Source organism: Micromonospora sp. DT41 (assembly GCF_049841715.1).
Lineage (GTDB): Bacteria > Actinomycetota > Actinomycetes > Mycobacteriales > Micromonosporaceae > Micromonospora > Micromonospora profundi.
This window is the reverse complement of the sequence record NZ_JBNCKU010000002.1, coordinates 409,223-434,178: the sequence shown is the minus strand read 5'-3', so window position 1 is coordinate 434,178 and position 24,956 is coordinate 409,223. Positions and strand designations below refer to the sequence as shown.

At 72.5% G+C, this 24,956-nt stretch carries 25 protein-coding genes and 2 pseudogenes; 12 read left to right on the top strand and 15 right to left on the bottom strand.

All coding sequences use genetic code 11. The features are described from left to right. Positions 1 to 101 precede the first annotated feature (101 nt). On the bottom strand, positions 102 to 830 hold the full coding sequence (locus ACLQ23_RS06010) for an SDR family NAD(P)-dependent oxidoreductase (RefSeq protein ID WP_355596559.1): 729 nt from the start codon (positions 828 to 830) through the stop codon (positions 102 to 104). A gap of 87 nt (positions 831 to 917) precedes the next feature. Between ACLQ23_RS06010 and ACLQ23_RS06005 the strand changes: the two genes are divergently transcribed. The 3 genes from ACLQ23_RS06005 (at position 918) to ACLQ23_RS05995 (ending at position 3,029) form a co-directional block, all read left to right on the top strand. Beyond that, entirely contained in the window at positions 918 to 1,751 is an 834-nt protein-coding gene (locus ACLQ23_RS06005; RefSeq protein ID WP_355628350.1) for a patatin-like phospholipase family protein, read from the top strand. A 46-nt stretch (positions 1,752 to 1,797) separates the two neighbouring features. Continuing rightward, positions 1,798 to 2,259: a peroxiredoxin gene (locus ACLQ23_RS06000; RefSeq protein WP_355596563.1), complete on the top strand. Its 462-nt coding sequence runs from the start codon at positions 1,798 to 1,800 to the stop codon at positions 2,257 to 2,259. An 83-nt stretch (positions 2,260 to 2,342) separates the two neighbouring features. Beyond that, the gene (locus ACLQ23_RS05995) at positions 2,343 to 3,029 is read left to right on the top strand and encodes a hypothetical protein (RefSeq protein ID WP_355596565.1); all 687 of its coding nucleotides are present in this window, start codon (positions 2,343 to 2,345) and stop codon (positions 3,027 to 3,029) included. Positions 3,030 to 3,035: 6 nt separating this feature from the next. Here ACLQ23_RS05995 and ACLQ23_RS05990 read toward each other — a convergent pair whose 3' ends face one another. Then, on the bottom strand, positions 3,036 to 3,488 hold the full coding sequence (locus ACLQ23_RS05990) for a MarR family winged helix-turn-helix transcriptional regulator (RefSeq protein ID WP_355596567.1): 453 nt from the start codon (positions 3,486 to 3,488) through the stop codon (positions 3,036 to 3,038). A gap of 96 nt (positions 3,489 to 3,584) precedes the next feature. Between ACLQ23_RS05990 and ACLQ23_RS05985 the strand changes: the two genes are divergently transcribed. Beyond that, positions 3,585 to 4,106 carry a hypothetical protein gene (locus ACLQ23_RS05985; RefSeq protein ID WP_355596569.1) on the top strand — a complete coding sequence of 174 codons (522 nt, stop codon included), beginning with the start codon at positions 3,585 to 3,587 and terminating at the stop codon, positions 4,104 to 4,106. Between the two features lie 153 nt (positions 4,107 to 4,259). Here ACLQ23_RS05985 and ACLQ23_RS05980 read toward each other — a convergent pair whose 3' ends face one another. After that, positions 4,260 to 5,453, bottom strand: coding sequence for a GNAT family N-acetyltransferase (locus tag ACLQ23_RS05980; RefSeq protein WP_355628352.1), 1,194 nt, complete (start codon positions 5,451 to 5,453; stop codon positions 4,260 to 4,262). A gap of 199 nt (positions 5,454 to 5,652) precedes the next feature. Here ACLQ23_RS05980 and ACLQ23_RS05975 point away from each other — a divergent pair. Next, positions 5,653 to 6,387, top strand: a pseudogene (locus ACLQ23_RS05975) (class I SAM-dependent methyltransferase); the annotation flags it as partial. A gap of 39 nt (positions 6,388 to 6,426) precedes the next feature. Here ACLQ23_RS05975 and cydB read toward each other — a convergent pair. Together cydB and ACLQ23_RS05965 are read right to left on the bottom strand one after the other, a co-directional pair. Then, positions 6,427 to 7,425, bottom strand: coding sequence for a cytochrome d ubiquinol oxidase subunit II (gene cydB / locus ACLQ23_RS05970; protein WP_355596573.1), 999 nt, complete (start codon positions 7,423 to 7,425; stop codon positions 6,427 to 6,429). Between the two features lie 15 nt (positions 7,426 to 7,440). Next, a complete protein-coding gene (locus ACLQ23_RS05965; RefSeq protein WP_355596575.1) occupies positions 7,441 to 8,856 on the bottom strand; it encodes a cytochrome ubiquinol oxidase subunit I in 1,416 nt (471 codons plus the stop codon). A 233-nt stretch (positions 8,857 to 9,089) separates the two neighbouring features. Between ACLQ23_RS05965 and ACLQ23_RS05960 the strand changes: the two genes are divergently transcribed. Beyond that, positions 9,090 to 9,863, top strand: coding sequence for a lysophospholipid acyltransferase family protein (locus ACLQ23_RS05960; protein ID WP_355628355.1), 774 nt, complete (start codon positions 9,090 to 9,092; stop codon positions 9,861 to 9,863). A 31-nt stretch (positions 9,864 to 9,894) separates the two neighbouring features. On the opposite strand, the gene ACLQ23_RS05955 is transcribed toward ACLQ23_RS05960, so the two are convergent. Then, the gene (locus tag ACLQ23_RS05955) at positions 9,895 to 10,731 is read right to left on the bottom strand and encodes a nitroreductase/quinone reductase family protein (RefSeq protein ID WP_355596579.1); all 837 of its coding nucleotides are present in this window, start codon (positions 10,729 to 10,731) and stop codon (positions 9,895 to 9,897) included. A 321-nt stretch (positions 10,732 to 11,052) separates the two neighbouring features. Between ACLQ23_RS05955 and ACLQ23_RS05950 the strand changes: the two genes are divergently transcribed. The 3 genes from ACLQ23_RS05950 to ACLQ23_RS05940 are packed head-to-tail and all read left to right on the top strand — an operon-like array spanning position 11,053 to position 14,006. Beyond that, complete coding sequence (locus ACLQ23_RS05950) at positions 11,053 to 11,820, top strand: glycerophosphodiester phosphodiesterase (RefSeq protein ID WP_355628358.1); 768 nt, start codon at positions 11,053 to 11,055, stop codon at positions 11,818 to 11,820. Positions 11,821 to 11,837: 17 nt separating this feature from the next. Next, the gene (locus tag ACLQ23_RS05945; RefSeq protein ID WP_053661158.1) at positions 11,838 to 13,232 is read left to right on the top strand and encodes an MFS transporter; all 1,395 of its coding nucleotides are present in this window, start codon (positions 11,838 to 11,840) and stop codon (positions 13,230 to 13,232) included. Between the two features lie 57 nt (positions 13,233 to 13,289). After that, complete coding sequence (locus tag ACLQ23_RS05940; RefSeq protein WP_425735933.1) at positions 13,290 to 14,006, top strand: thymidine kinase; 717 nt, start codon at positions 13,290 to 13,292, stop codon at positions 14,004 to 14,006. An 84-nt stretch (positions 14,007 to 14,090) separates the two neighbouring features. On the opposite strand, the gene ACLQ23_RS05935 is transcribed toward ACLQ23_RS05940, so the two are convergent. Next, positions 14,091 to 15,281, bottom strand: coding sequence for a low temperature requirement protein A (locus ACLQ23_RS05935; protein ID WP_355596583.1), 1,191 nt, complete (start codon positions 15,279 to 15,281; stop codon positions 14,091 to 14,093). Further along, positions 15,268 to 15,726, bottom strand: coding sequence for a hypothetical protein (locus ACLQ23_RS05930; RefSeq protein WP_355628361.1), 459 nt, complete (start codon positions 15,724 to 15,726; stop codon positions 15,268 to 15,270). Before ACLQ23_RS05930 ends, ACLQ23_RS05935 begins: the two co-directional genes overlap by 14 nt. Positions 15,727 to 15,872: 146 nt before the next feature. On the opposite strand from ACLQ23_RS05930, the gene ACLQ23_RS05925 reads away from it, so the two are divergent. Both ACLQ23_RS05925 and ACLQ23_RS05920 read left to right on the top strand, forming a co-directional pair. Next, positions 15,873 to 17,576: an acyl-CoA dehydrogenase family protein gene (locus tag ACLQ23_RS05925; protein WP_355596587.1), complete on the top strand. Its 1,704-nt coding sequence runs from the start codon at positions 15,873 to 15,875 to the stop codon at positions 17,574 to 17,576. 29 nt (positions 17,577 to 17,605) lie between these two features. Further along, positions 17,606 to 18,775, top strand: a complete 1,170-nt coding sequence (locus ACLQ23_RS05920; RefSeq protein ID WP_355628364.1) for a hypothetical protein — start codon at positions 17,606 to 17,608, stop codon at positions 18,773 to 18,775. 3 nt (positions 18,776 to 18,778) lie between these two features. On the opposite strand, the gene ACLQ23_RS05915 is transcribed toward ACLQ23_RS05920, so the two are convergent. From ACLQ23_RS05915 to ACLQ23_RS05885, 7 genes and pseudogenes are all read right to left on the bottom strand, one after another. Further along, on the bottom strand, positions 18,779 to 19,777 hold the full coding sequence (locus ACLQ23_RS05915) for a tyrosine-type recombinase/integrase (RefSeq protein WP_355628366.1): 999 nt from the start codon (positions 19,775 to 19,777) through the stop codon (positions 18,779 to 18,781). A gap of 143 nt (positions 19,778 to 19,920) precedes the next feature. Further along, complete coding sequence (locus ACLQ23_RS05910) at positions 19,921 to 20,346, bottom strand: Hsp20/alpha crystallin family protein (protein ID WP_355596593.1); 426 nt, start codon at positions 20,344 to 20,346, stop codon at positions 19,921 to 19,923. A gap of 101 nt (positions 20,347 to 20,447) precedes the next feature. Continuing rightward, on the bottom strand, positions 20,448 to 20,942 hold the full coding sequence (locus ACLQ23_RS05905) for a GNAT family N-acetyltransferase (protein ID WP_425880425.1): 495 nt from the start codon (positions 20,940 to 20,942) through the stop codon (positions 20,448 to 20,450). A gap of 54 nt (positions 20,943 to 20,996) precedes the next feature. Continuing rightward, positions 20,997 to 21,512: a DUF2087 domain-containing protein gene (locus ACLQ23_RS05900; protein ID WP_355596597.1), complete on the bottom strand. Its 516-nt coding sequence runs from the start codon at positions 21,510 to 21,512 to the stop codon at positions 20,997 to 20,999. 72 nt (positions 21,513 to 21,584) lie between these two features. Continuing rightward, positions 21,585 to 21,716, bottom strand: a pseudogene (locus tag ACLQ23_RS05895) (GNAT family N-acetyltransferase); the annotation flags it as partial. 41 nt (positions 21,717 to 21,757) lie between these two features. Further along, on the bottom strand, positions 21,758 to 22,264 hold the full coding sequence (locus ACLQ23_RS05890) for a DUF664 domain-containing protein (RefSeq protein ID WP_425880424.1): 507 nt from the start codon (positions 22,262 to 22,264) through the stop codon (positions 21,758 to 21,760). After that, a complete protein-coding gene (locus ACLQ23_RS05885) occupies positions 22,261 to 23,292 on the bottom strand; it encodes an aldo/keto reductase (protein ID WP_053661184.1) in 1,032 nt (343 codons plus the stop codon). The genes ACLQ23_RS05890 and ACLQ23_RS05885 overlap by 4 nt, the downstream gene beginning before the upstream one ends. Before the next feature lie 102 nt (positions 23,293 to 23,394). Here ACLQ23_RS05885 and ACLQ23_RS05880 point away from each other — a divergent pair, with 102 nt between their 5' ends. Beyond that, the gene (locus ACLQ23_RS05880; RefSeq protein WP_425880423.1) at positions 23,395 to 24,948 is read left to right on the top strand and encodes a glycosyltransferase family 39 protein; all 1,554 of its coding nucleotides are present in this window, start codon (positions 23,395 to 23,397) and stop codon (positions 24,946 to 24,948) included. The last annotated feature ends 8 nt before the right edge of the window (positions 24,949 to 24,956 follow it).

Below are 24,956 nucleotides of genomic sequence, written 5' to 3'. Positions count from 1 at the left end.
CAGGGGGTCGGGCGGCCGCGGGGTACGAACGAGTCTGACCGATGCTGTCGAACCGGCGCGCAGGAGGCCTCGCGGCACTGGGGCGGGGCGGACCGTCGGGATCAGAGGCCGCCGGAGACGCGCAACACCGTGCCAGTGGTGTACGAGGCGTCCGGGCCGAGCAGCCACGCGATGGCGGCGGCGATCTCGTCGGGTTCGCCGGCCCGGCCCAGCGGTATGCGGCCGGCAGCCCTGTCGGGACGGTCGGGCACTCCGGAGACGGCGTGGATGTCGGTGCGCACGATGCCGGGAGCGACGGCGTTGACCCGGATGCCACGCGGGGCGAGTTCCTTGGCCAGGCCGACGGTGAGGGTGTCGGTGGCGCCCTTCGCGGCGGCGTAGTGCACGTACTCACCGGGGCCGCCGAGGGTCGCCGCCGCCGAGGACACGTTGACGATCGCCCCACCGTCGGTCATCCGGCGGGCCGCCTGCTGGGCACAGAGGACGTACCCGATGAGGTTGACGTCGACGACGCGGCGCAGGTCCTCGACGCGCAGCTCGGTGAACGGGCCGATGGGGCTCGTGACACCGGCGTTGTTGACCAGGCCGGTGAGCGGGCCGAGCCGCTCGGCGGCGGTGAACAGCTCGTCGACCTGGTCGGGGTCAGTGGTGTCGGCGCACACCGCGACGGCAGCGACGCCGGCGGCCCGCAGGTCGGCGACGACCGCCTCGGCGGCGGCGTGGTCGCGGAGGTAGCACAGCGCGACGTGATGCCCGGCAGCGGCGAGGCGGCGGGCGGTGGCCGCGCCGATGCCCCGGCCTCCGCCGGTGATGACGGTGACGGGTGCCATGGTGCCTCCGCTGCTGTCCTGGGGCGCGTACCGGTCGCGCCGACGCTACCGTGACCGACGCGGACCGGTCGTCGAGAGGAGAGTCACATGGAACGGGCGTTGGTGCTCGGTGGTGGCGGGGTGACCGGCGTGGCCTGGGAGCTGGGTCTGCTGGCCGGACTGGCCGAACGGGGCGTGGACGTCTCCGAGGCGGACCTGGTGGTGGGCACGTCGGCGGGCTCGGTGGTGGGCGCGCAGGTGTGCTCGGGGCTACCACTGGAGCAGTTGTACGCCGAGCAGTTGACGCCGCCGTCGGGCGAGCGGCCGGCACGGCTGGGGTTCATGGCGCTGGCGCGGCTGGTCTGGGCCGGCGGGCGTACCCGGGACGCGGTGCGGTCACGGGCACGGATCGGGGCGATGGCGGTGGCGGCGCGTACCCCGTCGGAGGCCTCGCGCCGCGCTGTCATCGAGGCCCGCCTGCCGGTGCGGGAGTGGCCGGCACGGCGGTTTCTGGTGACCGCCGTGGACGCCGCCTCGGGCGAGTTCGTGGTGTTCGACGGCGACAGCGGAGTGTCGCTGGTGGACGCGGTGGGGGCCAGTTGCGCGGTGCCCGGGGTGTGGCCGCCGGTGACGATCGGCGCGCGCCGCTACATCGACGGCGGGATGCGCTCGGCGGTGAACGCGGACCTGGCGTCCGGCGCGCGGCGGGTGCTGGTGATCGCGCCGACGTCGGGGGCGTTCGGTCCGATGCCCCGGCTGTCGGCGCACGTGGCGCAGTTGCGCCAGGCCGGGTCGCGGGTACTTGTGGTGACGCCGGACGAGGGCGCGCGTAGGGCGATCGGCCGCAACGTGCTGGACCCCGCGCGGCGGGCCGGGTCGGCGCGGGCCGGTCGGGCGCAGGCAGCTGTGCTGGCGGATGAGGTGGCGGCGCTCTGGGCGTGATCGCTTACGCTCACCGCCTGTCCCGACTGACAAGCGGAGGTGCGCGGTGGCGGATGTGACTGTCGGCGACGTGGTGGAGGACTTCGAGCTGCCGGACGAGACGGGCACCCCACGGCGGTTGTCGGAGTTCCTCGCGACCGGTCCGGTGGTGCTGTTCTTCTACCCGGCGGCCCTGAGCAGGGGTTGCACGGCCGAGAGCTGCCACTTCCGGGACCTGGCTGCGGAGTTCACGGCGGTGGGCGCGACGCGGGTGGGCATCAGCCGCGACACAGTGGACAAGCAGGCGGAGTTCTCCGCGCGACACGGCTTCGACTATCCGCTGCTGTCCGACCCGGACGGGGTCGTCACGCAGCGGTTCGGGGTGCGGCGGCGGCTGCCGTTGGGTCCGCTGAGCACCAAGCGGATGACGTTCGTCATCGGCACGGACCGGCGTGTCATCGACGTCATCCACAGCGAGGTCAGCATGAACGACCACGCCGATCGGGCACTGCGGGCGCTGGGCGGCTGAACGGGCGCGAGCCCCGTGCGGCGCGTGTCGCAGTGGACTGGTATCAAGACAGCAATCAAACAGGTGTACGGAAGAGGGTTGCGATGGATGCCGGCCAGGGTTTGTCCACTGACGAGGTGCAGAGCCTGCGGGAGGCGTTGGCGGCCGGGCGTAAACCGCGGGTGGTGTTCACCGCCTCGGCGGGGCAGATCGCCGGCCAGGTGGGCCAGGTCATCGAGCTGACCGACCCGGAGGTGTCCGACGAGTTCGTGGTGGTGCGCTTCGGCCGCGACGAGCTGCCGTTCTCCCCCGCCGACCTGGCGATCGCCCCCAAGGGCGCCGGTCGCCGGGTTGTCGAGCCGAAGCCGGAGCCGCCGACACCGGAGCCCCCTGCGGCACCGGAACCGGAGTTCGTGTTGGACACGCCGCGGGTGCCGGCGCAGCGGCGGGAGGAGCCGAAGGTGGAACAGGTGGAGAAGCCGCCGGCGCGGCGGGCGGTCAAGGCGACCAAGCCGAAGGGCCCGGCAGGGCTGACGGTGACGCTGGCGTACGCCGACGGCGAGTGGACTGTCGCCGCGCAGCAGGGCAGCAAGGCGCTCGCGAAGCCGTACGTGGTGAAGCCGGCCGAGGCGCTGAAGATGGTGGCGCTCGTCGACGTGCCCGGTGTGCAGGAGGCGGTGGAGCAGATTCTCGGCACCGAGCGGGCCGAGGCCGAGCAGCAGGCCGAGAAACTGCGGGCCGAGTTGGCCGAGATCGAGGCACGGTTGGCGGAGCTGCGCGAGGCCCGCTGAGGCGGGTCAGCGCTGGCTGTGATGCTCCAGCAGCCGGGTTAGCAGGCGCGTCAACTCCGTACGCTCGCTTGCCGACAGCGGGGCGAGCAGGTCGTCCTGGACCCGGCCGACGGTGTCGGCCAACTGTCGGGCCTTGTCGGCGCCGGCGGCGGTGAGGCTGATGACGTTGCGGCGGCGGTCGGCCGGGTCGGGGGCGCGGACGACGAGCCCCCGACCGGCCAACTCGTTGACGGCCGCCACGACGTCGCTGCGGTCGATGGCGCAGCGACGTCCGAGGTCGGCCTGGCTGGCGGGGCCTCCCTCGGCCAGCGCGGCGAGCAGCCGGAAGTGGTAGCCGCGCAGGTCGTACGCGGCGAAGCCCGCGGCGACGAGTCGGGCGGCGTGGCTGGCGGTCTGACTGAGCAGCCAGCTCGGGGTGGTGCGTAGCCCCGCGGGCGCCTGCGGGGAGCTGGACTCCATGGGCAGCAGCCTAACAGCAATCGTTGGTGCGACCCACGACTCGTGCTACGTTGGCCGCACCAACGTTGGTGATGCCAACGTTTCGAAGGAGGCGTCATGTCCACTCCCACCCTCACCGGGCAGGTCATCGGCCAGGCCCACTACGCCACCCGGGCCCTGCTCGAACGGGCTGTCGCGCCGCTCGGCGTCAGCTTCGGGCAGGTGCTCGCGCTCAACGTCCTCGCCGCCGGTGCCGTCGAACGGGACCGGCTCGTACAGCGAATCACCGGCACACTCAAGGTCGACGAGCCCGCGGTGCAGCAGATCATCGCCGAGCTCCTCGACGCCGACCTCGCGCGCAATGCCTCCCCCGACGGTGGTGCTTCCGTCGGTGACGACAGTGCCGCCATCGGCGATGCTTCGGTCGGCGGCGACAGTTCCGCCGTCGGCCCGGCGATTCGGCTGACCGACACCGGGCGTGCCGTGCAGGCTCGCATCGCCGGGGCCGTCGGGGACATCACCGGCCGGCTGTACGGGGACATCCCCGCCGACGAGGCGGCCACCGTCGCCCGGGTGCTCACCCTGGTCACCCAGCGTGCCAACGCCGAGCTGGCCACACTTCCGGCGTCATCCATATGATCGACTCGGGTTCGGTGAAATCGCGGTGTCCGGGCGGCCGGAACACCCCGATTTCCAGGAGCCCGAGTCGATCAGGCTGGCCTACGGCGCGGCAAGCCGACCTGCGGCGCGGCGGCGGTCAGGCCAGAGTGCCGGCCCGGCCGACCCGGCCGGTCAGAAATAGTCGAGCATCTGCGCCGGGCCGCCGGCACCCAGCAGGTCCAGGGCGTCGGGCCGCACACCGGTGGCGTGCAGCAGACCCGCCTCGGCGACCGCCTGGGCGCGGGCGGCGCCGGCGTAGAGCAGGGCGAAGCCCCGTACGTTCAGGTGCAGGTCCGGCTCTACGCCGACCCGGGTCAGCTCGGCTGCGCCGTCGGCGACCGTCAACCGCCACGTGCCGGTGTTCCACTCGGCGAGCGGGTCGGCGAGGGCGAAGTCGACAGCACCCCGGGCGTGGGCGGGCCACCCCCGTGCGGCGACCGCCCGCGCCACGTCCACCGGCCGGTGCATCCACAGGTTGCGCTGGTGTTCGCGGGCCGACTCCAGCGGCAGGTGGGTGCTGACGGCGTCGCCGTCGAGGAGGCACAGCCGCAGGGTGGGCGCGACGCTTGCCCAACTGCCGAGCACGCCGACGAGTTCCCGGGCGGCCTCCGGGGTCACGGCCAGAGCCTCGTCGACGGTGAGCACGGAGTTGGCGTCGTAGCCACGGCCCCGCTCCCAGCTCGCGTAGCCGACCAGGTCGCCGCCGTCCTCGATGAGGGTGAGCGCGTCGCCGGGCAGGCCGCCGTCGGCGGCGGAGACGTCGAACAGTTCACCCCGGCGTGTGAGCATCCCGTTGCGGTTCCGGCTGACCCGCTCGTACAGGGCGGTGACGGCGGGCAGGTCCGCAGGAGTGCCGGCGCGGACGGTGAGCCGGGGATCCGGCCGGTGCCGGGGCAGCGCGGCGGTCGCCAGATCGAGGGTACGCAGCACGCCTGCCGCTTCCCAGCCGCAGGCGCGGTACGGGGCGGCGACTGTGGGATAGAGCGCGCTGAGGGCCGCACCGCGCTCGTTGGCGCCGCGGAGCAGGGCGGTGAGCATCGCGCGGGCCGCTCCCCTGCCCCGGGCCTCGGGGGCGACGGCCACCCCGCCCACGTCGGCGGCCGGCACCGCCTGGCCACCCCACCACTGGTCGTGGTGCAGGTCGACGGCCTTGCCGACGAGCCGGCCGTTGTCGTCGAACGCGCCGTAGCGGGTCATGCCGGGCACGTCGACTCTGGTGCGCGGATGGCGTTGCTGCGGGTCGGATCCGAACGCGAGGCAGCTCAGCGCCCAGGCGTCGTCGAGGTCGTCGACGGTGAGTTCGCGGACGTGGACGGTGGCGGGCATCGGCACACCGTAGCGGGGCGGCTCGTCGCCGGCCGCTCATTTTCGGCCGGGTACCGGTCGTCCCCTGTGCGCGCTCGGAGAAGGCTGGCACGCGCCCGCGCAGGGGCTTGCGGCCCGGTCCGCCAGAACATAGCGTCTCGACGTATCGGCCCGATACATCGGGTCGACATTCGGGAGAGGTGACGGCATGACCAGTGGGCAGTTGTACGACACCATCGGCGCCACGTACACGGTGACGCGGCGCACCGACCCGCGGATCGCCGCGAGGATCTGGGCGGCGCTCGGAGACGCGCGGACCGTCCTGAACGTCGGTGCCGGCACCGGCTCCTACGAGCCCACCGACCGCGACGTCACCGCTGTGGAGCCGTCGGCGCTCATGCGGGCGCAGCGCCCGGTGGGCGCGCCGCCGTGCGTGGCCGCCGTCGCGGCGAACCTTCCGTTCGAGGACCAGTCCTTCGACGCCGCGATGGCTGTCTCCACAGTGCACCACTGGCCGGACCCGATCGCCGGGTTACGCGAGATGCGACGGGTGGCCCGGAAGGTGGTGGTGTTCACGCACGACGACAGTGACACCGGGTGGCACCGCCGGTTCTGGCTCACCCGCGACTACCTGCCCGAGGTGGCACAGCTTCTCTCCGACCGGCCTCCGCTGGTCGAGCAGGCCCGCGCGATCGGAGCCCGCATCGAAGAGGTGCCGATCCCGTGGGACTGCGCCGACGGCCTGTTGGAGGCGTACTGGCGTCGGCCCGAGGCGTACCTCGACGAGCGGGTGCGCCGGGGTCTGTCGCTCTGGACCAGAGTCGGCCCGGAGGCCGAGCACCGGGCGGTGCGCGACCTGCGGGCAGACCTCGCCTCGGGGCGGTGGGCCGAACGCAACAGTGACCTCGTCGCTCTCGAAGCGGCGGAACTCGGCCTTCGCCTGCTCGTGACCTGACCGGCCGCCGATCAGCGGCGGCCGGTCAGGTCACTTCCGTCAGTGCTGCGGGATGTTGGCCACGCCGATGCGCTTGCGGAACACCCAGTACGTCCAGCCCTGGTAGGCAAGCACGATCGGAGTGAAGATCACCGCCACCCAGGTCATGATCTTCAGGGTGTACGGGGTGGAGGCCGCGTTCGTGGTGGTCAGGGTGCCCGCAGCGTCGAGCGTGGACGGCATCACGTTCGGGAACAGCGCGGCGAACAGTGTGGCCACCGCCAGGCCGATGGCAACTGCCGTGCCGGTGAACGCCCAGCCCTCCCGGCGTACCTTGGCGGCGGCCAGACCACCGAGCAGGGCGACGGCCGCGCCGACGGCGAGCACGACGGCGGCGGGGCTGGAGCGGATGCTGAGCGTCCAGGTCAGGAAGCCCACCGCGAGCACCGCGGTGCCGACGCCCAGACGCACCGCGAGGGCACCGGCGCGTTCCCGGATGTCGCCGGTGGTCTTCAGGGCGATGAACACCGCGCCGTGGGTGAGGAACAGCGCGAGGGTGGTCGCGCCACCGAGCAGTGCGTACGGGTTGAGCAGGTTGAACAGACCGCCGACGTACTCGTGGTCGGCGTCCAGCGGCACGCCGCGCAGGATGTTGGCGAACGCGACGCCCCACAGGATCGCCGGCAGCAGCGAGCCGACGACGATGGCGGCGTCCCAGCGGCGCTTCCAGGACGCCTCGGGGCGCTTGTGCCGGTATTCGAAGGCCACGCCCCGGGCGATGAGGGCAAGCAGGATCAGCAGCAGCGGCAGGTAGAAGCCGGAGAAGAGGGTGGCGTACCACTCCGGGAAGGCGGCGAACATGGCGCCACCCGCGGTGATCAGCCACACCTCGTTGCCGTCCCAGACCGGCCCGATGGTGTTGATCATGACGCGGCGTTCGCGGTCGTCGCGGCCGAGCACCGGCAGCAGCATGCCGACGCCGAAGTCGAAGCCCTCCAGGATGAAGTAGCCGGTGAACAGCACGGCGACGAGGAGAAACCAGATGGTGGTGAGGTCCACGATGGGGCTCCGGGATCAGTAGGCGAAGGCGAGCGGACGCTCGGCGTCGTCGTGGGTGTCGTCGATGGGGTGCTCTTCGCTGACGTCGGGCACGCCGGCCTTGGCGTAGCGCAGCAGCAGCTTGACCTCGATCACGGCGAGGGTGGCGTAGATCAGCGTGAAGGCGGTGAACGAGGTCAACACCTCGCCCAGCGAGACGCTGCGGGACACACCGTCGCGGGTGAGCATCTCGCCGAAGACGATCCACGGCTGGCGGCCCATCTCGGTGAAGATCCAGCCGAAGGAGTTGGCGAGCAGCGGCAGCACCGGCATGGCAAGCCCGGCGCGCAGCAGCCACTTGCTGCTCGGGGTACGGCCCTTGCGCTGGCTCCAGAGCACCACGAGGGCGATGGCGGCGGCGGCCAACCCGAAGGCGATCATGAAGCGGAAGCTCCAGTAGGTGATCGGGATGATCGGGGTGTAGCTGCCGGCGCCGTACTGGGCGGCGTACTGGGCCTGGAGGTCGTTGATGCCGTGCACTGTGCCGTTCGGGTCGCCGGTGCCCAGGTACGACAGCAGGTACGGGATCTTGAGGGCGAACACCTCGCGGCTGCCGTCGAGGCTGCCGATGGTGAGCACGGAGAACGAGGCGGGGCTCTCGGTGGAGTAGAGGCCCTCGGCGGCGGCCATCTTCATCGGCTGCACCTGGGTCATGATCTTGCCCTGGATGTCGCCGGTGATCACGACGATGGCGGAGGAGACCAGCACCACCCAGGAGCCGAACTTGGTGGCGAAGCGGTACGCGCCGGTGTCGGCGGAGTCCCGGTTGCGGATCACGTGGTACAGGCCGACGGCCACGACAAGCGAGCCGGCGACCAGGAACGAGCCGGCAAGCGTGTGCGGGAAGGTGATCAGGGCGACCTTGTTGGTCAGCACCGCCACGAAGTCGGTCAGCTCGGCGCGGCCGGTCTCCGGGTTGAGTCGGAAGCCGACCGGGTTCTGCATGAACGAGTTGGCCGCGAGGATGAAGTACGCGCTGAGGTTGGTGCCGATCGCTGCGGCCCAGATGCTGGCCAGGTGCAGGCGCTTGGGCAGCCGGTCCCAGCCGAAGATCCACAGGCCGATGAACGTGGATTCGAGGAAGAAGGCGACGAGTGCCTCGATGGCCAGGGGTGCACCGAAGATGTCGCCGACGAAGCGGGAGTAGTCGCTCCAGTTCATGCCGAACTGGAACTCCTGCACGATGCCGGTGACCACGCCCATCGCAAAGTTGATCAGGAACAGCTTGCCGTAGAACTTGGTGAGCTTGAGGTAGCGCTCGTTGCCGGTGCGGTGCCACATCGTCTGGAGGATCGCCACCAGCACCGACAACCCGATGGTCAGCGGCACGAAGAGAAAGTGGTAGACGGTGGTGACACCGAATTGCCACCGGGCGACGTCCAACGCGTCCACCTGAAACCCCCAGCTATTCATACTACGAGACGTAGTAGATACTACTGCTCGTCGTAGCGAAAGAGGCAGGGCCGGGGGGCCCGAACCGGCCCGGGACCAATGACCCTGATCACCCGGCCACCCGGCCCACCCGCCGCCAGTGGCGTCCAGCCCGTTCGGCCCGCCCACCCGACGTGATCAACCGGCCGACCCGCCCTCGCGGCCCCACCGCAGCGTGCGACGATGGCGCGCTGATGAACACCGCACACTCCCCCTGGCAGCCGCCGTTGATCTGGCGCGGCGCCCAGCTGCTGGCCCGGGCCGTGATGGCCCTGGTGGCCCGCCTGGAGGTCACCGGCGATGTCCCGGCGCACCTGCGCCGAGGGCCGTTGGTGCTGGCCGCCAACCACATCAGCCCCTTCGACCCGGTGGCGCTTGTCGCCGCCTGCCAGGTCCGCGGCATCTCCCCCCGCGTCATGGCGACCGCCGGCCTGTTCCGCGCCCCGGTGGTCGGCACCCTCATGCGCCACGCCGGCCACATCCGTGTCGACCGCGGCACCAGCGCCGTGCACCGGGCACTCGACGCCGCCACGACCGCCGTCGCCGCCGGATCGGTGATCCTCATCTACCCGGAGGGACGCATCGGGCTGGACCCCGGCATGTGGCCCGAGCGCGGCAAGACCGGCGCCGCCCGTCTCGCCCTGGACTGCGGCGCACCCGTCATCCCGGTCGCGCAGTGGGGAGCCCACGAGGTGCTGCCCTACCGGGCTCCCCGGGGGATGCTGCGCCGCCTGGCCCGCGCGGTGTGGCACCGCCCGGTGATCCGCGTGCACTTCGGCGAACCCGTCGACCTGGGCGAGGTAAACGCCTCCGACCCCGGCGCCGCCCGCCGGGCCACCGACCGGATCATCGACGCGCTCACCGACGCCCTCGCCCCGCTGCGCCCCGACGAGCCCGACACACCCCGCTACGTCGACCCGGGCCGCCCGAGCGACAGCAGCCGGGTACACCGCCGCAGGTCGGGCTGACCCACCTCAGGGCCAGCCCGACCGGTACCTGTCAGTCGGCGGCGTTCAGCAGCGGCACAAGCTGCTCCTCCTCGTATGCCAGGTGCGCCCGTACCTGGTCGGTGAGCCGGGCCACCTCGCGGCGCAGCACCTCCCGGTCCGGCTGCGGCGTACCCAGGACAGCGCGCAACTCGTCAAGCGCCGCCGCCACCGCCCGGTGCTCGTCGGCGAGCCGGGCCAGCACCGTAGCCAGGTCGGGCCGCTGGTCGGCGAGCCAGGCGAACAGGCCGGCGTCTTCGCGCTCATGGTGGCCGTGCAGCCCCTGACACAGGCTCAGGCAGTTCACCCGTAGTTGCGCGCCGACGTGCGGCCCGGCCTTGTCGACCTCCTGTTGGATCAGCGCGAGTTCCCGCCGGAACGCGTCGTGCACGGCGACCAGCGCCGTACCCGGCGGGCCAGGCGGTGGCGTCGGCGGACCCGGCAGCGGCTCCAGCGCCACCACCGGCAGCGCGCGCCCCGCCCGGTCCTGGTACTCGCCCCAACCGGGATCGGCCGCCACCGCCCGAGCGAAGACGGCGTCCCGTTCGGCCCCGGTCAGCACGTCGGCTCTGGCGCGATAGGTGAAGACCCCGTCCTCCACAGTGACCTGCGGATCGGCCAGCAGATTGCGGAACCACTGCGGGTCACGTGGCGCCCCACCGGCGGACGCGATGACCAGGACCCGCTCCCCGCCGTCGGGCAGGTAGCCCAGCGGGGTGGTGTGCGGGGCGCCGGTACGCGCCCCAGTGGTGGTGAGCAGCAGCAGGCGGGCGTTCTCGAACCAACCGCCGACGCGACCGCCGTTGGCGCGGAACTCCGCGATGATGTCGTCATTGAAGCTGTGTGGCACGTGACTCCCAGGAGACAGGGGCCCGCCGCGACCACGGCGCGGCGAGCGCGGACAGACAAGAATGGCCGGCCACGCGGCGGTGACGACACGACGCGTGAGCGCGAACCCGAGCACGGAGGAAGGCGGAGACGGGCGGGCCTCGGGCCCACCCGGGGGTCACTCGCCCGCCGGGTGCCCTGTCCGCTCGTGGCCAATGGCCGACCCGGCAGTCACGACACCGAATCTAGTGGCCGCCGCGGCGCTGCGGCAATCCGTTTCCGACGGGGCAATCGTTTCCGGGCGGCCACCGGCAGGCCGCCGGCGGCAGGCATACTGCGTCGCGTGCTGACCCCACCCGGCTACCTCGACGCGCCAGGGCCGCTGGCGTTCGCCCACCGTGGCGGCGCCGCCGAGGGCGACGAGAACACCACCGAGGCGTTCGCGCGCGCCATCGGCCTGGGCTACCGGTACGTGGAGACCGACGTGCACGCCACCGCCGACGGAGTTGCGGTGATCTTCCACGACCCGACGTTGCGACGGGTCACCGGTGAGTCGGGGCGCATCGCCGACCTGAGCTGGGCCGACCTCGCCTCGGTACGCGTCGGCGGCGCCGCCGTCGTACCCCGGCTCGACGAGGTGCTGGCCGCCTGGCCGCAGGTTCGCTTCAACATCGACGTGAAGGCCGACGGCGGCGTCGAGCCGACGGTGGCCACCGTGGCCCGGGCCGGCGCCAGCGACCGGGTGCTGCTCGCCTCGTTCAGCGACGCCCGGCTGGCCCGGCTGCGCGCACTCACCGACGGGCGGGTCGCCACCGGCCTCGGCATGCGCGGGGTGGCCCGACTGCGCCTCGCCTCACTGCACGGCCGCCCGCTGCGACTGCCCCCGTCGGTGGTCGCCGCGCAGGTGCCACCACGCTACGGACGGGTACCGGTGGTGGACCGCCGATTCCTTGACTACTGCCACCGTCTCGGCCTTCAGGTGCACGTCTGGACGATCGACGAACCTGCCCAGATGCACGACTTACTTGATCGTGGTGTGGATGGCATCATGACCGATCACGTCGGCCTGCTGCGCGACGTCTACCGCAGCCGCGGCCACTGGGCCGCCTGATCGTCGAAGGACCCCCGATGGCCGAAACCGTGACCCCCACGGTGGACGACACCCCGCCCCCGGCGAGCACCCGCCGCGAGCGCAGCGGCTGGTACATCTACGACTGGGCGAACTCCGCGTTCCAGACCACGGTGATCACCGTGTTCCTCGGCCCGTTCCTGACCACCGTCGCCGAGCTGGCCGCCGGCTGCGAGTTGGGCGCCGACACCTGCAACGGGTACGTCTACCCGCTGGGCATCAAGGTCGCCGCCGGGTCCTACTACCCGTACCTGATCTCGCTGTCGGTGTTCCTCACGGTGTTCGTCCTGCCGGTCATCGGGGCGATCGCCGACCGGTCGGCGCACAAGAAGCGGCTGCTCGGTGGGGCCGCGTTCACCGGCGCCGGCGCGACCATCCTGATGGCCTTCGTGACCGGCGACCGCTACCTGCTCGGCGGTGCGCTGTTCCTGATCGCCAACATCTCCTTCGGCGCGGCCATCGTTGTCTACAACTCGTTCCTGCCGCAGCTCGGCGGCCCCGACGAACGCGACGGCATCTCCAGCCGCGGCTGGGCCCTGGGCTACCTCGGCGGCGGTCTGCTGCTGGCCCTCAACCTCGTCGCGATCACCCTGCTGGACAAGGGCGACGACCCGCAACGCACCCTGGACCTGGCCCGCTGGTCGATCGTGTCCGCCGGGGTGTGGTGGGCGCTGTTCACGCTGGTGCCGCTGCGCTGGTTGCGCGAGCGCCCCAGCGTCGCGGCACTGGCCGGCGGCGGCGGCAACGTGCTCATCGACGGGTTCCGGCAGCTCGGGCGCACCATGCGGGAGATCAAGGCGTACCCGCTGACGCTGTACTTCCTGCTCGCCTTCCTCGTCTTCAACGACGGCATCCAGACCGTCATCACCCTGGCCAGCCAGTACGGCACCGAGGAGCTGCGGCTGGAGCAGAGCACGCTGATCATCACGATCCTGCTCGTGCAGTTCCTCGCCTTCGGCGGCGCGTTGACCCTGGGCGCGCTTGCCAAGCGCATCGGCGCCTGGAAGACAGTGCTGCTCAGCCTGGTGCTCTGGACCGTGGTGATCCTCGCCGCGTTCCGGCTGCCCGCCGAGGCGCCGGTGCCGTTCATGATCCTCGGTGCCGCAATCGGCCTTGTCCTCGGCGGCAGCCAGGCGCTGAGCCGGTCGCTGTTCAGCCAGCTCATCCCCGCCGGCAAGGAGGGTGAGTACTACGGGTTCTACGAGATCAGCGACAAGGGCACCAGCTGGCTCGGCCCGCTCGCGTTCGGCCTGGTGTTCCAGCTCACCGCCTCCTACCGGGTGGGTCTGGTCTCCCTGCTGATCTTCTTCGTGGTCGGGTTCCTGCTGCTCCTCGCCGTACCGATGCGCCGGGCCATCATCGCCGCCGGAAACACGCCGCCCCGGGTGCTCTGAGCACGCCGCCCATCGGCCGACCTATCCAGGTCGGCCGATGGGCTAGGCTGCCCGACCGTGACCGACGACGCCGCCACCGCCCCCACCTGCCTGGCCCACCCGCACGCCGGCCCGCACCACGCGGCCGGGTGCGCGGCGGCCAGCGGATCCGATGGGCGGCCCCTGCACGCCGCGGCGTTGAAGTTCTTCTGGGGGCCGATGGACTGCGGCAAGTCGACGATGGCGTTGCAGATGAACTACAACCACGCCCGGCAGGGACGCCGAGGGCTGGTCACCACCCGCATCGACCGCTCGCTGGGCCCGCAGGTCACCACCCGCATCGGCCTGGCCCACGAGGCCATCGAGGTCACCGACGACCTCGACCTGCGGGCACTCGTGCGGGGCCGCTGGGCCGACGGGGTACGCGTCGACTACCTGATCTGCGACGAGGCCGGCCTCTACTCGGTCGAGCACGTCGAGCAGATGGCCGAGCTTGTCGACAGCTACGACGTGGACGTGTTCGCGTTCGGCCTGGCCACCGATTTCCGGTCCTGCCTGTTCCCCGCCGCGCAGCGGCTGTTCGAACTGGCCGACGAGGTGGCCCGCATCCAGGTCGAGGTGCTCTGCTGGTGCGGGCGGGAGGGCCTGCTCAACGCCCGGGTCGTCGACGGGCAGGTGGTCCGCGAGGGCGCGCAGGTCGTCATCGGCGACACAGCGGCCACCGCCGACGTGCGCTACCAGGTGCTCTGCCGGCGGCACCACCGCAGCGGCGACCTGGGCCCCCGCGCCGCCTGACCGCCGCGCTGTGACGCGGTGACCTGTGCCTGCGCGGCGTGACCTCGGCGGCGTGACCTTCGCCTGCGCGCCTGACCGCCGCGCTCAGGCGGGCCGGGCGGCCCGCCGGCGGTCCGACAGGATCACCGCCACGGTGACCGCCAGCGCCGCCGCGGCGCACGCCGCCACCGGTACGGCCAGCCCCACACTCACCGGCACCAGCGCCACCAGCGCCGCGACCGCCACGAGTCGGTTGACCGGTCGGTTCCTCCACAGCACCGCCTTGTAGGCGGCGTGCCCGGCGAGGAACAGCGCCGGCCCACCCAGGATGAACAGCGCGGCGACAAGCGTTGCCGGTGCGCCGGGCTCGCGCAGCAGCCGCTCGTCGCCCGCCGAGGTGACGACGATTCCGGCGACCATCACCGGGTGCAGGTAGTTGAACGCCAGCCGGCTCAGCGCGCCGGTGCGGTCACCGGCACGGGCGAGGACCTCCGTGGCGGCCGCAGCCGACCGGGCGAAGTACACCCACCACAGCGCCACCGACCCGGCGAACGCCAGCAGGAACGCCCCGGACGTCACCAGGTCCAGATGCCGGGTGAGGGTGCTGCCGGTGACCAGGATCGACTCGCCGAGGGCGATGAGGATGAACGCCGCGCAGCGTTCGGCCAGGTGCCCGCCCTCGACCATCCACCGTTCGGGTCGGGTGCGTTCCCGCCGGGGCAGCGGGTAGCCGATGGACAGGCCGATCACGTCGATCACGATCGCCGCCGTCCACACCGCCTGCCGTGCGGTCCCGCCGACCAGACCGCCGATGAGGATGAGCACCGACGTCCCCACCGCCCACGTCAGCGACTGCTGAAAGCCCGCGACCAACCACGGGCTGCCCCGCACCGCCCACAGGCCGAACACCGTCCTGCTCACCTGCACGGTCACGTAGACGATCGCGAAGAACAGCCCCATCCCGGCGAACGCCTGCGGGATCGCTGCCGACAACAGCAAGCTGCCGAGCGCCACCCCGAGCAGTATCGCCCGCACCGGTCCCTGGTCCGGGTGCAGCCAGTTGGTCAGCCAGGTGGTGTAGACCCAGACGAACCAGACAAGCGCCAGCAGCAGGGCGGTACGCCCGGCGCCACCCCAGTTCGGGTGCTCGATCAGATAGTGCGCCAGTTGGGTGATGCTGAAGATGAAGACCAGGTCGAAGAACAGCTCGCTGGAGGTGGTCGGCTCGACCCCGTGGCGTTCCCGCAGCAGCCGAGGGTGCGTCGGGTGGGCGGCCGGCGGCTCAGAAGGGGTCACCGCACACCCGCCAGCCGCCGCTCTCGCGGACCACCGGCAGGCGACGTTCCTCGTTGAGCCCGCCGTCGCGGGTCACCTTCACCGTCACCGTGCCCACCGGGCGCCCACTGCGGGTCGCGACCGACACGTCGGTGATCTCGTAGTCGGTGACCATCGGGGGCGTACGCACCCAGCTGGTGAAGCCGATCGGGCTCCACTTGCTGCGCGCGTCGGAGCACAGCCGCTCGTACGCCTTGTCGCTGTCGCCGAGGGTCACCTCGGTCAGGAACCCGTCGGCGGTCTCCCGGATCGGGCCGGCGGCCTGGCGCACGGTTTGCAGGTTCCACACGCCCAGCCCGGCCACCCCGACGCAGCACAGCGCCACGCCGAACCCGACGACCGCCAGCCCGGTGCGCATCGGGCGTTGCCGCCGGGCCGGTCGGCTCCACGGCTGGCCGGCACCCACGACTACCGACCGTAGAGAACACCTTCCCTCAATACGGGACAAGTCGGAAAATGGTGCGTCCCGTGCGCGGCTATGCCCTGTTCGCGGCGGCCACGGATCGTCTACCGTCGGCGCACATCCCCCGAGCAGTGCCAGGGAGCCGACCGATGAGCCGTTTCGTGCAGCCGGTACCACCGCCCACCGACCCGTACGCCGGTGATGCCCTGCTGCGGTCCTGGCTGGAGCGTCACCTCGGACCGGCCGGGCACGCCGCCGCCAAGGGGCGCCTCGCCGACCTGGCCGCCGACGTCGTCGGGCCGCTGCGGGCGGCGCACGCCGACGCCGAGGCGCATCCGCCCACGCTGGTCCGCTACGACGCCTGGGGCGCCCGCGTGGACCGGATCGACACGTCGGCGGGCTGGCAGGCGCAGCGCGCCGCCGCCGCACGGCACGCCGTGGTGGCGCTGCCCTACCTGCCGGACGCGCGGGGCACCTGGGGCGCCGCCGCGCGGGTGGTGCAGCACGCCCTCCTGCACCTGTACGGGCCGGAGTCGGCGACGTTCTCCTGCCCGGTGGCGATGGCCGACGGTGCTGCGGCACTGCTCAGCATGCCCGACGTCGACGCCGGGATCCGGGACGCATGGCTGCCCCGGCTGATCTCCACCGACCCGACCACCGCCATCACCAGCGGGCAGTGGATGACCGAGGCGCAGGGCGGCTCGGACCTGGGCCGATCGAGCACTGTGGGCCGGCCCGCGGCGGACGGCTCCTGGCGACTGACCGGCGAGAAGTGGTTCTGCTCCGCCGCCGACGCGGCGATGGCGGTGGCGCTGGCCCGACCGGAAGGCGCCGGACGCGGCAGCCGGGTGCTCGCACCGTTCCTGGTCCCCCGCTACGCGGCCGACTCACCGCTTGCCACCGGCGCGGCACCGGACGCGCCCGCCCCCGGTGTGACTGTGCACCGGCTCAAGGACAAGCTCGGCACCCGCGCACTGCCCACCGCCGAGATCGGCCTGCACGACGCGTACGCCGTACCGCTGGGTGACCCCGCGGTGCCCGGCCTGGTGCGGGCGATGACCCTGGTCGTGGTGACCCGCGTGCACAACGCCGCCGCGGCGGCCGGCGGGATGCGGCGCGGCCTGGCCTACGCCCGCGCGTACGCCGACGTGCGGCACGTCGCCGGTGGCGCGCTGGTGTCCTCGCCGCTGCACCGGGCCACCCTGGGCACCCTCGGCGTCGACGCGGCGGGCGCGTTCGCGCTGGCCGGGCACGCGTTCGCGCTGCTCGGGCGGGTGGAGGTCGGCGCCGACCCGGAGGCCGCGGCGGAGCTGCGGATCGTGGCGCCGCTGGCGAAGCTGGCCACCGGGAGGCTCGCCGTCAGCTCGGCAAGCGAGTACGTGGAGAGCTTCGGCGGGGCCGGCTACGTGGAGGACACCGGCGTGCCCCGGCTGCTGCGCGACGCGCAGGTGCTGCCGATCTGGGAGGGCACCACGAATGTGCTGGCACTGGACGTGCTGCGCGCACTGACCCGCGAGGACGCCGGAGCGCCGCTGCTGAGCCGATTGGCTACCGCCGTCGACCTGGCCCGGCCGCTGTCGCCCGCGCTGGCCGACACCCTGGCCACGGCCACCTCCGAGTTGGGCGACACGATCGCGGCGGTGACCGCCGACCCGGGCACGGAGGCGGTGTCGGCCGGTGCTCGTGGCCTGGCGCTGCGCCTGGCGTACGCGCTCACCACCGCACTGCTGGTCGAGCACGCCGCGTGGGGCGACGAGCAGGCGGAACTGGTGGCCCGGCTGTGGGCGCGACGCTGGCTGCGGCACGAGGAGATCGCCGAGGACGCCCACCACCACCTGGACCTGCTCTGCTGACCGGTCGGCGGGAGCGGAGGTGACGGCCGGTGGACGTCCTGATCGATCTGGGCGAGTCCCGGGGAGCGCCCACCCTGGATGACCGACCGCCGGCCGCGCCGTCGCGGCCCGGGCGGGTGGCGCTGGCGCTGGCGGTGTGCGCGCTGCTCGGCGGGTCCACCGCTCCCGTGCGCCTGCCGTCCCAGGCGGGGCCGCCGGTGCTCGGCCGCTCCACCCTGCTCGTCGCCGGTGAGCTGCTGCTTGTCGTCGATCCGGATGCCGGCCCGCCGACGGTGAGCGCCTACGACGCGACGGCGCCACACCTCCCGCCACGGTGGCGGGTTGCCGTGCCGGACGCCGCGAGCTGGTCCGCGCAGGCCGCCGGTGACGTGCTGCTGCTCACCGAGCGGGACCAGGCGCGCCAGGTGATGGCGACCGCCGCCCGGTCGATGCGCGACGGGAAGCCGCTGTGGCGGCGGGCCGAGCGCCTGTACGCGGCCGGCGACGCGGCGGTGGCAGTGAGCGAGGTCCGCAGCGCGTCGGAACCGGGGCGTCGGGTCGAGGGGGCGGTACGGGGTGTCGACCTGACCTCCGGGGCCACCCGCTGGTCGGTGTCGGTGCCGTCCACAGCAGTGGTGCAGGTGCTGCCCGGCCCACCCGCGCGGGTGCTTGTGGTGCAGGACGACGGGCTGGTTCGGCTGCTCGACGCCCGCGACGGCGTCGCCCACGGCCAGGGGTCGCTGCCGCCGGCCGACTTCGGCCCGGACAATCCGCAGGCCATCGGCGGTCATCTGGTGTTGCGCCACCCGACCGGCACGGCGGCAGCGGTGAGCGGGTACGACCTGCCGGGGCTGACGCGGCGATGGGAGGTGCCGGTGCCGCGCGGAGAGTTGACGGTGCGCAACTGTGAAGGTCTGGTCTGCGCGCAGGACCGGCACGGCCGGTGGGCGCTCGACCCGGCCTCGGGGGCACGGAGTTGGGTGTGGCCGGCCGGGACGCGATGGCACACCGTGGCGGGCTCGCGAGGCGGCACCGACGCCCTGGTGCTGCTCCAGCCGGCGGCGGACGGCCACCGCGTCCTGGTCGCGACAGTCGGTCGGGACGGCCCTCGGGTACGCGGTGTCCTCCCCTCGGGGGTGACCGACTGTCGGCGTGCCGGGGCCCGGTTGATATGCCGCGAGACCGACGGCCGGGTGACGGTGTGGCCGCTCGACACGTGACCGTCAGGCGCGGCGGCGGGCCCGCGCCGCCCACACCGCGTACGCCGGGTCGCGGTCGAGGTTGTGCCGGTCCCGGTCGTAGCGGCGGGTGGTGCGCGGGTCGGCGTGGCCCATCGCGTCCTGCACGTCTTCGAGGGGGACGCCCTCGGAGCGGGCGGTGGTGGCGAAGGCGTGCCGTAGCGAGTGCGGGGACAGCCGCGCCCAGGCCGGGATGCCGGCGGCGCGGGCGAGGCGGCGGACGATCCGGAACACGGAGTGCCGGTCCAGGCGGGCGCCGCTGGCGGTGACCAGCAGGGGCCCGGTCAGCTGCGTCACCGGTACCCGGGCGGCGGCGGCCCGCTGGGCCAGGTACGCGTCCACCGCGTACCCGGTGCCGGGGGTGAGGGCGCGGCGGCGCTGCTTGCCGCCCTTGCCGACGAAGCGCACGCTGCGGTGCCCGCGTTCGGTGCCCAGGTCGGTGAGGTCCAGCGAGACCAACTCCCCGACCCGCAGGCCCAGGTCGGCCAGGAGTGCGATCGCCGCGCGGTTGCGGGCGGCGGTCGGGCCGGTGTCCGCGTCGGCGGCGTTGAGCAGGGCGTCGACCTCGTCGGCGCTCAGGCCGATGGTCGCGGAGTGGTCCCGGTCGACGCGGGGCCGGTCCACACCGGAGACCGGGTTGGCGGGTACTCCGCCGAGTTTGACGAGGAAGTCGTACCAGCTGGACAGCGCGGAGAGCCGGCGTGCCACTGTCGCCGGGGTCAGTGGTCGACCGGTGCGGGCCACGACTGTCGACTCCAGTTCGCGCGCGTACTCGTTGATGTGCAGGAACGAGACCCGCAGCGGGTCGAGGTCACGGCCGGCGCACCAGCGTAGCCAGGCGATGACGTCGCGGCGGTAGGCGTCGCGGGTGTGTTCGGACAGTCGGCGGTTGCGCAGCCACGCCTCGGTGACGTCGACAGGCCCGTTGGGCAGGGCCGGTCGGGCGGTGGGGCGGGTGAGCGCCGGAGCGTCGGAAGACACCATGTGAAAAAGCTTCTCAGCGGAGGATGGGATTGCCACGCAGGCGCGCCGACAACGCCCACCCCCTCGCGAGCCCCGCCCGCACACACGGCCGGCGGTCGGCACCTGAACCAGGTGCCGGCCGCCGCGGCTCGCGTGTGTCTGTGTCAGGCGTTGATCTGGCGCCGTGCGTCGCCGTTGGCCTTGATGGTCACTCGGCGGGGCTTGGCGCGCTCGGCGACCGGGATGCGCAGCGTCAGCACCCCGTTCTCGTAGCCGGCTTCCAGCTTGTCGGTGTCCAGGGTGTCGCCCAGGAACAACTGCCGGGTGAACGTGCCCATCGGGCGTTCGGCGGCGACAAGTTCGACGCCGTCACCGGCGGGCCGGCGCCGCTCGGCGCGGACGGTGAGGACGTTGCGCTCGACGGTGCAGTCGATGCTGTCCGGGTCCACGCCGGGCAGGTCGAACGCCGCGTAGAAGTAGTCGCCGTCGCGGTAGGCGTCCAGGTGCATCGCCGCGGGACGGGCTGCCGTACCGAAGAACTGCTCGGCGAGGCGGTCCATCTCGCGGAACGGGTCGGTACGCATCAACATTGTCATGCCTCCTCGGTTCTCCTGGCCGAAGGTTTGAGTTGAGTCGAGGTGACTCAACTTCCTCTTCTTATTTACCGCGTCCTGCGGCAGTCGTCAACTGCTCACTCCAGCCGTTTTTCAAACCAGTGCTCGGCGTACGGGCCCTCCGAGTACCCGGGGATCTCGACGTAGCCGTGCCGGGCGTACAGGGCGCGGGCCTCGACCAGGTCAGCGCGGGTGTCGAGCCGAATCCGGTCCACCCCGGCCGAGCGCGCCCGCTGCTCGACGGCCGACAGCAGCGCCGCTCCCCCACCGACGCCACGATGCGCCGGACGGACGTACACCCGGGTCAACTCGGCCCAGCCCGACTGCCAGCGCAGCCCGGCGCAGCCGGCCAGGTCCGCGCCGTGGTGAGCGACAATCAGCAGCCCGCCCGGGGAGGTCAGGTCGTCACTGGGCAGCTCGGCCAACGCCGCGTCGACCTCGCCGGGGCGATCCGGACGGCCGTAGTACCGCACCACCATCTCGGTCATGTACTCGCGCAGCAGCACCACCGCGTCGGGGTGGTCAGGTAGGCAGAGGCTGGTCAGCCAGGTTGATTCGGCGGTGGTGGTCACCTGTCGATCATCACCGCCCGGTCAACGGCATTTCGACGGGCCGGGCAAGGACGATCAGAGCCGCTGGTAGACGCCGTGCTCGCGGGCGAGCAACTGCTCATCGATCAGATACCGGCGCAGCGTCGCGTGATCCGACCCTCCGGCGGCGCACCACGGCTTGAGCGCCTCGTCCACGGCCCGCTCGGGATAGCGGGTGCCCAGCTCGAACGAACGTTCCGCGATGTGTGCCAGCAGCACCCGCCGCCGGCCCCGCTGCGCCGGCAGGCCCACAAGGACGTCTCCACGCAGAAAGGTCCGCAGCACCGGGTCGCCGCCCGGTCCGGCCTCGTCGGCCGGGCGGCTGTCACGCGCCGCAGCCCGCAACGACACCTCGTCGACAGTGAGCGCGCCGTCCGCGCCGGTCACGAGGCCCGCGTCGGTCAGCCGGCGGACCCCGGTGAGCACCACCCGCGCCGCAAGGCCGGTCCGCTGCGCGACGGCGGTCGCGCTTGTCGCACCCAGCACGATCGCCGCGAAGATCCGTCGCCGTCCGTCGTCGGCCAGGGCCCCGGCCAGAGCATGCGCAGTCACGCCGGTCACTCTTCCATCGGCGGTACGTCGACAGCCACGCAATTTCCGGCGTACGCGCCTGGCCGAGGGCGGCTAAGCCAGCCGTGCATGCAGGTGCATGTCGTGCCACCCGTCAGCGTGGCGAACCGACTCACGCAGTACGCCCTCCACGGTGAAGCCAGCCTGGGTGGCCACCCGGCACGACGCCGCGTTGGCGGTCGAGTGCTCGAGCGCAGCGGCATTCGTCCAGTGTGGAGCAGACCGGCCTACTCGCCGGTCGGGCCGCCCGCGAGTTCCGCGACCACGTCGAGGTGGCCGAGGTGGCGGGCGTATTCCTGGACCAGGTGGAACAGCACCCGCTCCAGCGATGCCGGGGCCGCGCCCTCCCAGCGCGGCCCCGGTGCGCCGATCTCCGCCAGGTCGTGCGCCGTCACCACCGCCGTGGTGTGCGCGCCCTGCGCCCGCAGTGCCGCCACCAGGTCCGAGCGGGTCTCCTCCGGGGCGACGTACCAGCGGTCCCCACGGCGGTCGCCCCACGGCTCGGCGACGCCCCGGCCCTGGAAACCCCACTCGATCCAGCGCAGCTCGACGTGACGCAGGTGCGTGAGCAGCTCCAACGGCGTCCACCCCGACGGCAGGCGGCTCCGCCACAGCTCCGGCTCCGCCAGCGCGGACACCTTCGCCACGACGGACTCCCGGAAGTAGTCCAGGTAGGTCAGGAACACCTCGGCACGGCCGCCGGCCGGGTCGGTGGGCTCGGGAAACGACGTCATGACATGGTCGGCAGGTCCCGACCGCGCTGGCGCACACCGGCGGCGCCGTACGGGTAGTCGCCCACAAGCGGGGCGCTCGCCTCGTCCAGCAGTCGCGTCTGCTCGGCGTCGAGGGTCAGGTCGGCGGCGGTCAGGTTGTCGTCGAGCTGTTCGATGGTCCGCGCGCCGAGGATCACCGAGGTGACCGCCGGACGCGCCGCCAACCAGGCCAACGCCACCGCCGACATCGACACACCGCGCTCCCCGGCGACCTGACCCACCGCGTCGAGCACCCGCCAGGTGCGCTCGTCGGCGTTGCGACCGGCGTACGCCTCGACGCCGCGCTCCGGATTCTCGCCCAGGCGGGTCGCGCCGGTGGGCGTGCTGTCGCGCTGGTACTTGCCGGTCAACCAGCCACCGCCCAGCGGCGACCACGGCAGGATGCCGATGCCTTCGTTCTCGCAGACCGGCACCAGCTCGAACTCGATCTCCCGGGCCAGCAGGTTGTACTGCGGTTGCAGGGTCACGATCGGGGTGAGGTTGAGGTGCTGGGTGAGCAGCGCGGCCTTCTGCAACTGCCACCCCGTGAAGTTGCTGACCCCCGCATAGCGGATCTTGCCGGCGCTGACGGCGTCGTCGAAGAAGCGCAGCGTCTCCGGCAGCGGAGTCAGCGGATCCCAGGCGTGCGCCTGGTAGAGGTCGACGGCCTCGACGCCGAGCCGCCGCAGGCTGGCCTCCAGCGCCCTGGTGAGGTGGACGCGGGACAGGCCGGCGTCGTTCGCGCCGGGGCCCATCGGGAACCGGCCCTTCGTGGCGATGACCAAGCGATCCCGCACATCGGGCCGTGCGCGCAGCCAACGGCCGACGATCTCCTCGGAGGTGCCGGCGGAGTAGACGTCGGCGGTGTCGATGAACGTGCCGCCGGCCTCGACGAACCGGTCCAGCTGGGCGAAGCTGCCCGCCTCGTCGGTTTCGGCACCGAAGGTCATGGTGCCCAGGCACAGGGTCGAGACAACGGTGCCGGTGGCACCCAGAGTGCGATAACGCATGTCGTCCTTCCAGTTCGTGGAACAAGCCGATCTTCGCACCTGTCGCGCGCACGCGCCGACCGGCCGAAGCGCGCGGGCACGTCGCGGGGGGATGATGTGCAGGTGAGCGAGCCCGCCGTCGACACGGCCCGACCGCACCCGCCGGAGCGGTCGGCGCGGCCGGAGGTGTCACCGGAGCCCGGCCCGCGTGCCGTCGGCCCGGTCGTGGTGGCCGCGATCACCAGCGTGACGCTGCTGCTGCTCGCCGGCCGCTACGGCTATCACCGCGACGAGCTCTACTTCCTGCTCGCCGGCCGCCACCTGGACTGGGGCTACGTCGATCAGGGTCCACTGGTCCCAGCGCTGGCCCGCCTGCTCGACATGATCGCCCCGGACAACCTGGTGGTGCTGCGGACGCCCTCGGCGATGGTGGCCGGCGGCGCGGTGCTGCTGGTCGCCGCCATCGCCCGCGAGTTGGGCGCCGGCCGCGCCGCGCAGACCTTCGCCGCGGTGCTTGCCGCACTGTCCGGCATCGTGCTCGCCAACGGGCACCTGCTCAGCACCACGACCGTCGACCTACTGGTCTGGCTGGCGGCAGCGTGGTGCGTGGTGCGGTTACTGCGCACCGGAGACACCCGTTGGGCGCTCGGTATCGGGCTGGCGCTCGGCGTGGGGATGCTCAACAAGGTGCTGCCCGCGCTGCTGGCCGGGGGCCTGATCGCCGGGGTGCTCATCGCCGGGCCGCGCCGGCTGTTGCGCGACCGGTGGGTGCTCGTCGCCGCCGGGATCACCGCGCTGCTGGCCGCACCGAACCTGATCTGGCAGGCCGTACACGGGTTCCCGCAACTCGGTGTGGCAGCCTCCATCGCCGACGGCGACAGCTCCTACAGCGGCCGCCTCGACGCGTTCATCCTCCATTTCGTCATCATCAGCCCGTACGCCGTACCGATCTGGATCGCCGGTCTCGTCGCGCTGCTGCGCCGGCCGCAGTGGCGGGCGTACCGGGCGGTGGGTTGGTCCTGGTTGGTAGTGGTCGTCGTCGTGCTGGTCGCTGGCGGCAAGGGCTACTACGACGCGCCGTTGATGCTGGTCCTCACCGCCGCCGGCGCGGTGGTGACCACCGCCTGGGCGTCGCGTGGGTCCGTCTGGCTGCGTCGAGGGCTGCTCGCTGTGGGTGTGCCGCTGTTCCTCCTGCCCAGCATCGTGTTGCTGCTGCCGGTGCTGCCGGCCGAGCGGCTGCCCGGGTTCGTGGTCGACGTCAACTACGACGCCGGTGAGACCATCGGGTGGCCGGCGTTCGCCGACTCGCTCGCCGCCGTCCACAGTGGCCTGCCACCGGAGGAGCGTGCGCGGGCCGTCGTCCTCACCGGCAACTACGGCGAGGCCGGCGCGGTGGCCCGGTACGGCCCGTCCCGTGGCCTGCCAGCCGCCTACTCCGGGCACAACAGCATGGTCGACTTCGGCCGGCCACCCGCCGAGGCCGACGTGGTGATCGCCGTGGGCTGGGAGCGCCCCGACCTGCTGACCGCCTGGTTCGACGCGTGCGCGCCCGCCGGGCAGGTGGACCAGCGGGTCGATGTCGACAACGACGAGAACGGCGGCCCGATCTACGTGTGCCGAGGGCTGCGGCGTCCGTGGGCGCAGATCTGGGACACCGAGGTACGCCGCACCGGCTGACCTGTTCC

Bases quoted from the DNA above. Each gene is read 5' to 3' on its own strand.
- ACLQ23_RS06010 (WP_355596559.1), bottom strand. From the start codon at position 830: ATGGCACCCGTCACCGTCATCACCGGCGGAGGCCGGGGCATCGGCGCG.
- ACLQ23_RS06005 (WP_355628350.1), top strand. From the start codon at position 918: ATGGAACGGGCGTTGGTGCTCGGTGGTGGCGGGGTGACCGGCGTGGCC.
- ACLQ23_RS05995 (WP_355596565.1), top strand. From the start codon at position 2,343: ATGGATGCCGGCCAGGGTTTGTCCACTGACGAGGTGCAGAGCCTGCGG.
- ACLQ23_RS05990 (WP_355596567.1), bottom strand. From the start codon at position 3,488: ATGGAGTCCAGCTCCCCGCAGGCGCCCGCGGGGCTACGCACCACCCCG.
- ACLQ23_RS05985 (WP_355596569.1), top strand. From the start codon at position 3,585: ATGTCCACTCCCACCCTCACCGGGCAGGTCATCGGCCAGGCCCACTAC.
- ACLQ23_RS05980 (WP_355628352.1), bottom strand. From the start codon at position 5,453: ATGCCCGCCACCGTCCACGTCCGCGAACTCACCGTCGACGACCTCGAC.
- ACLQ23_RS05960 (WP_355628355.1), top strand. From the start codon at position 9,090: ATGAACACCGCACACTCCCCCTGGCAGCCGCCGTTGATCTGGCGCGGC.
- ACLQ23_RS05945 (WP_053661158.1), top strand. From the start codon at position 11,838: ATGGCCGAAACCGTGACCCCCACGGTGGACGACACCCCGCCCCCGGCG.
- ACLQ23_RS05925 (WP_355596587.1), top strand. From the start codon at position 15,873: ATGAGCCGTTTCGTGCAGCCGGTACCACCGCCCACCGACCCGTACGCC.
- ACLQ23_RS05915 (WP_355628366.1), bottom strand. From the start codon at position 19,777: ATGGTGTCTTCCGACGCTCCGGCGCTCACCCGCCCCACCGCCCGACCG.
- ACLQ23_RS05910 (WP_355596593.1), bottom strand. From the start codon at position 20,346: ATGTTGATGCGTACCGACCCGTTCCGCGAGATGGACCGCCTCGCCGAG.
- ACLQ23_RS05890 (WP_425880424.1), bottom strand. From the start codon at position 22,264: ATGACGTCGTTTCCCGAGCCCACCGACCCGGCCGGCGGCCGTGCCGAG.
- ACLQ23_RS05885 (WP_053661184.1), bottom strand. From the start codon at position 23,292: ATGCGTTATCGCACTCTGGGTGCCACCGGCACCGTTGTCTCGACCCTG.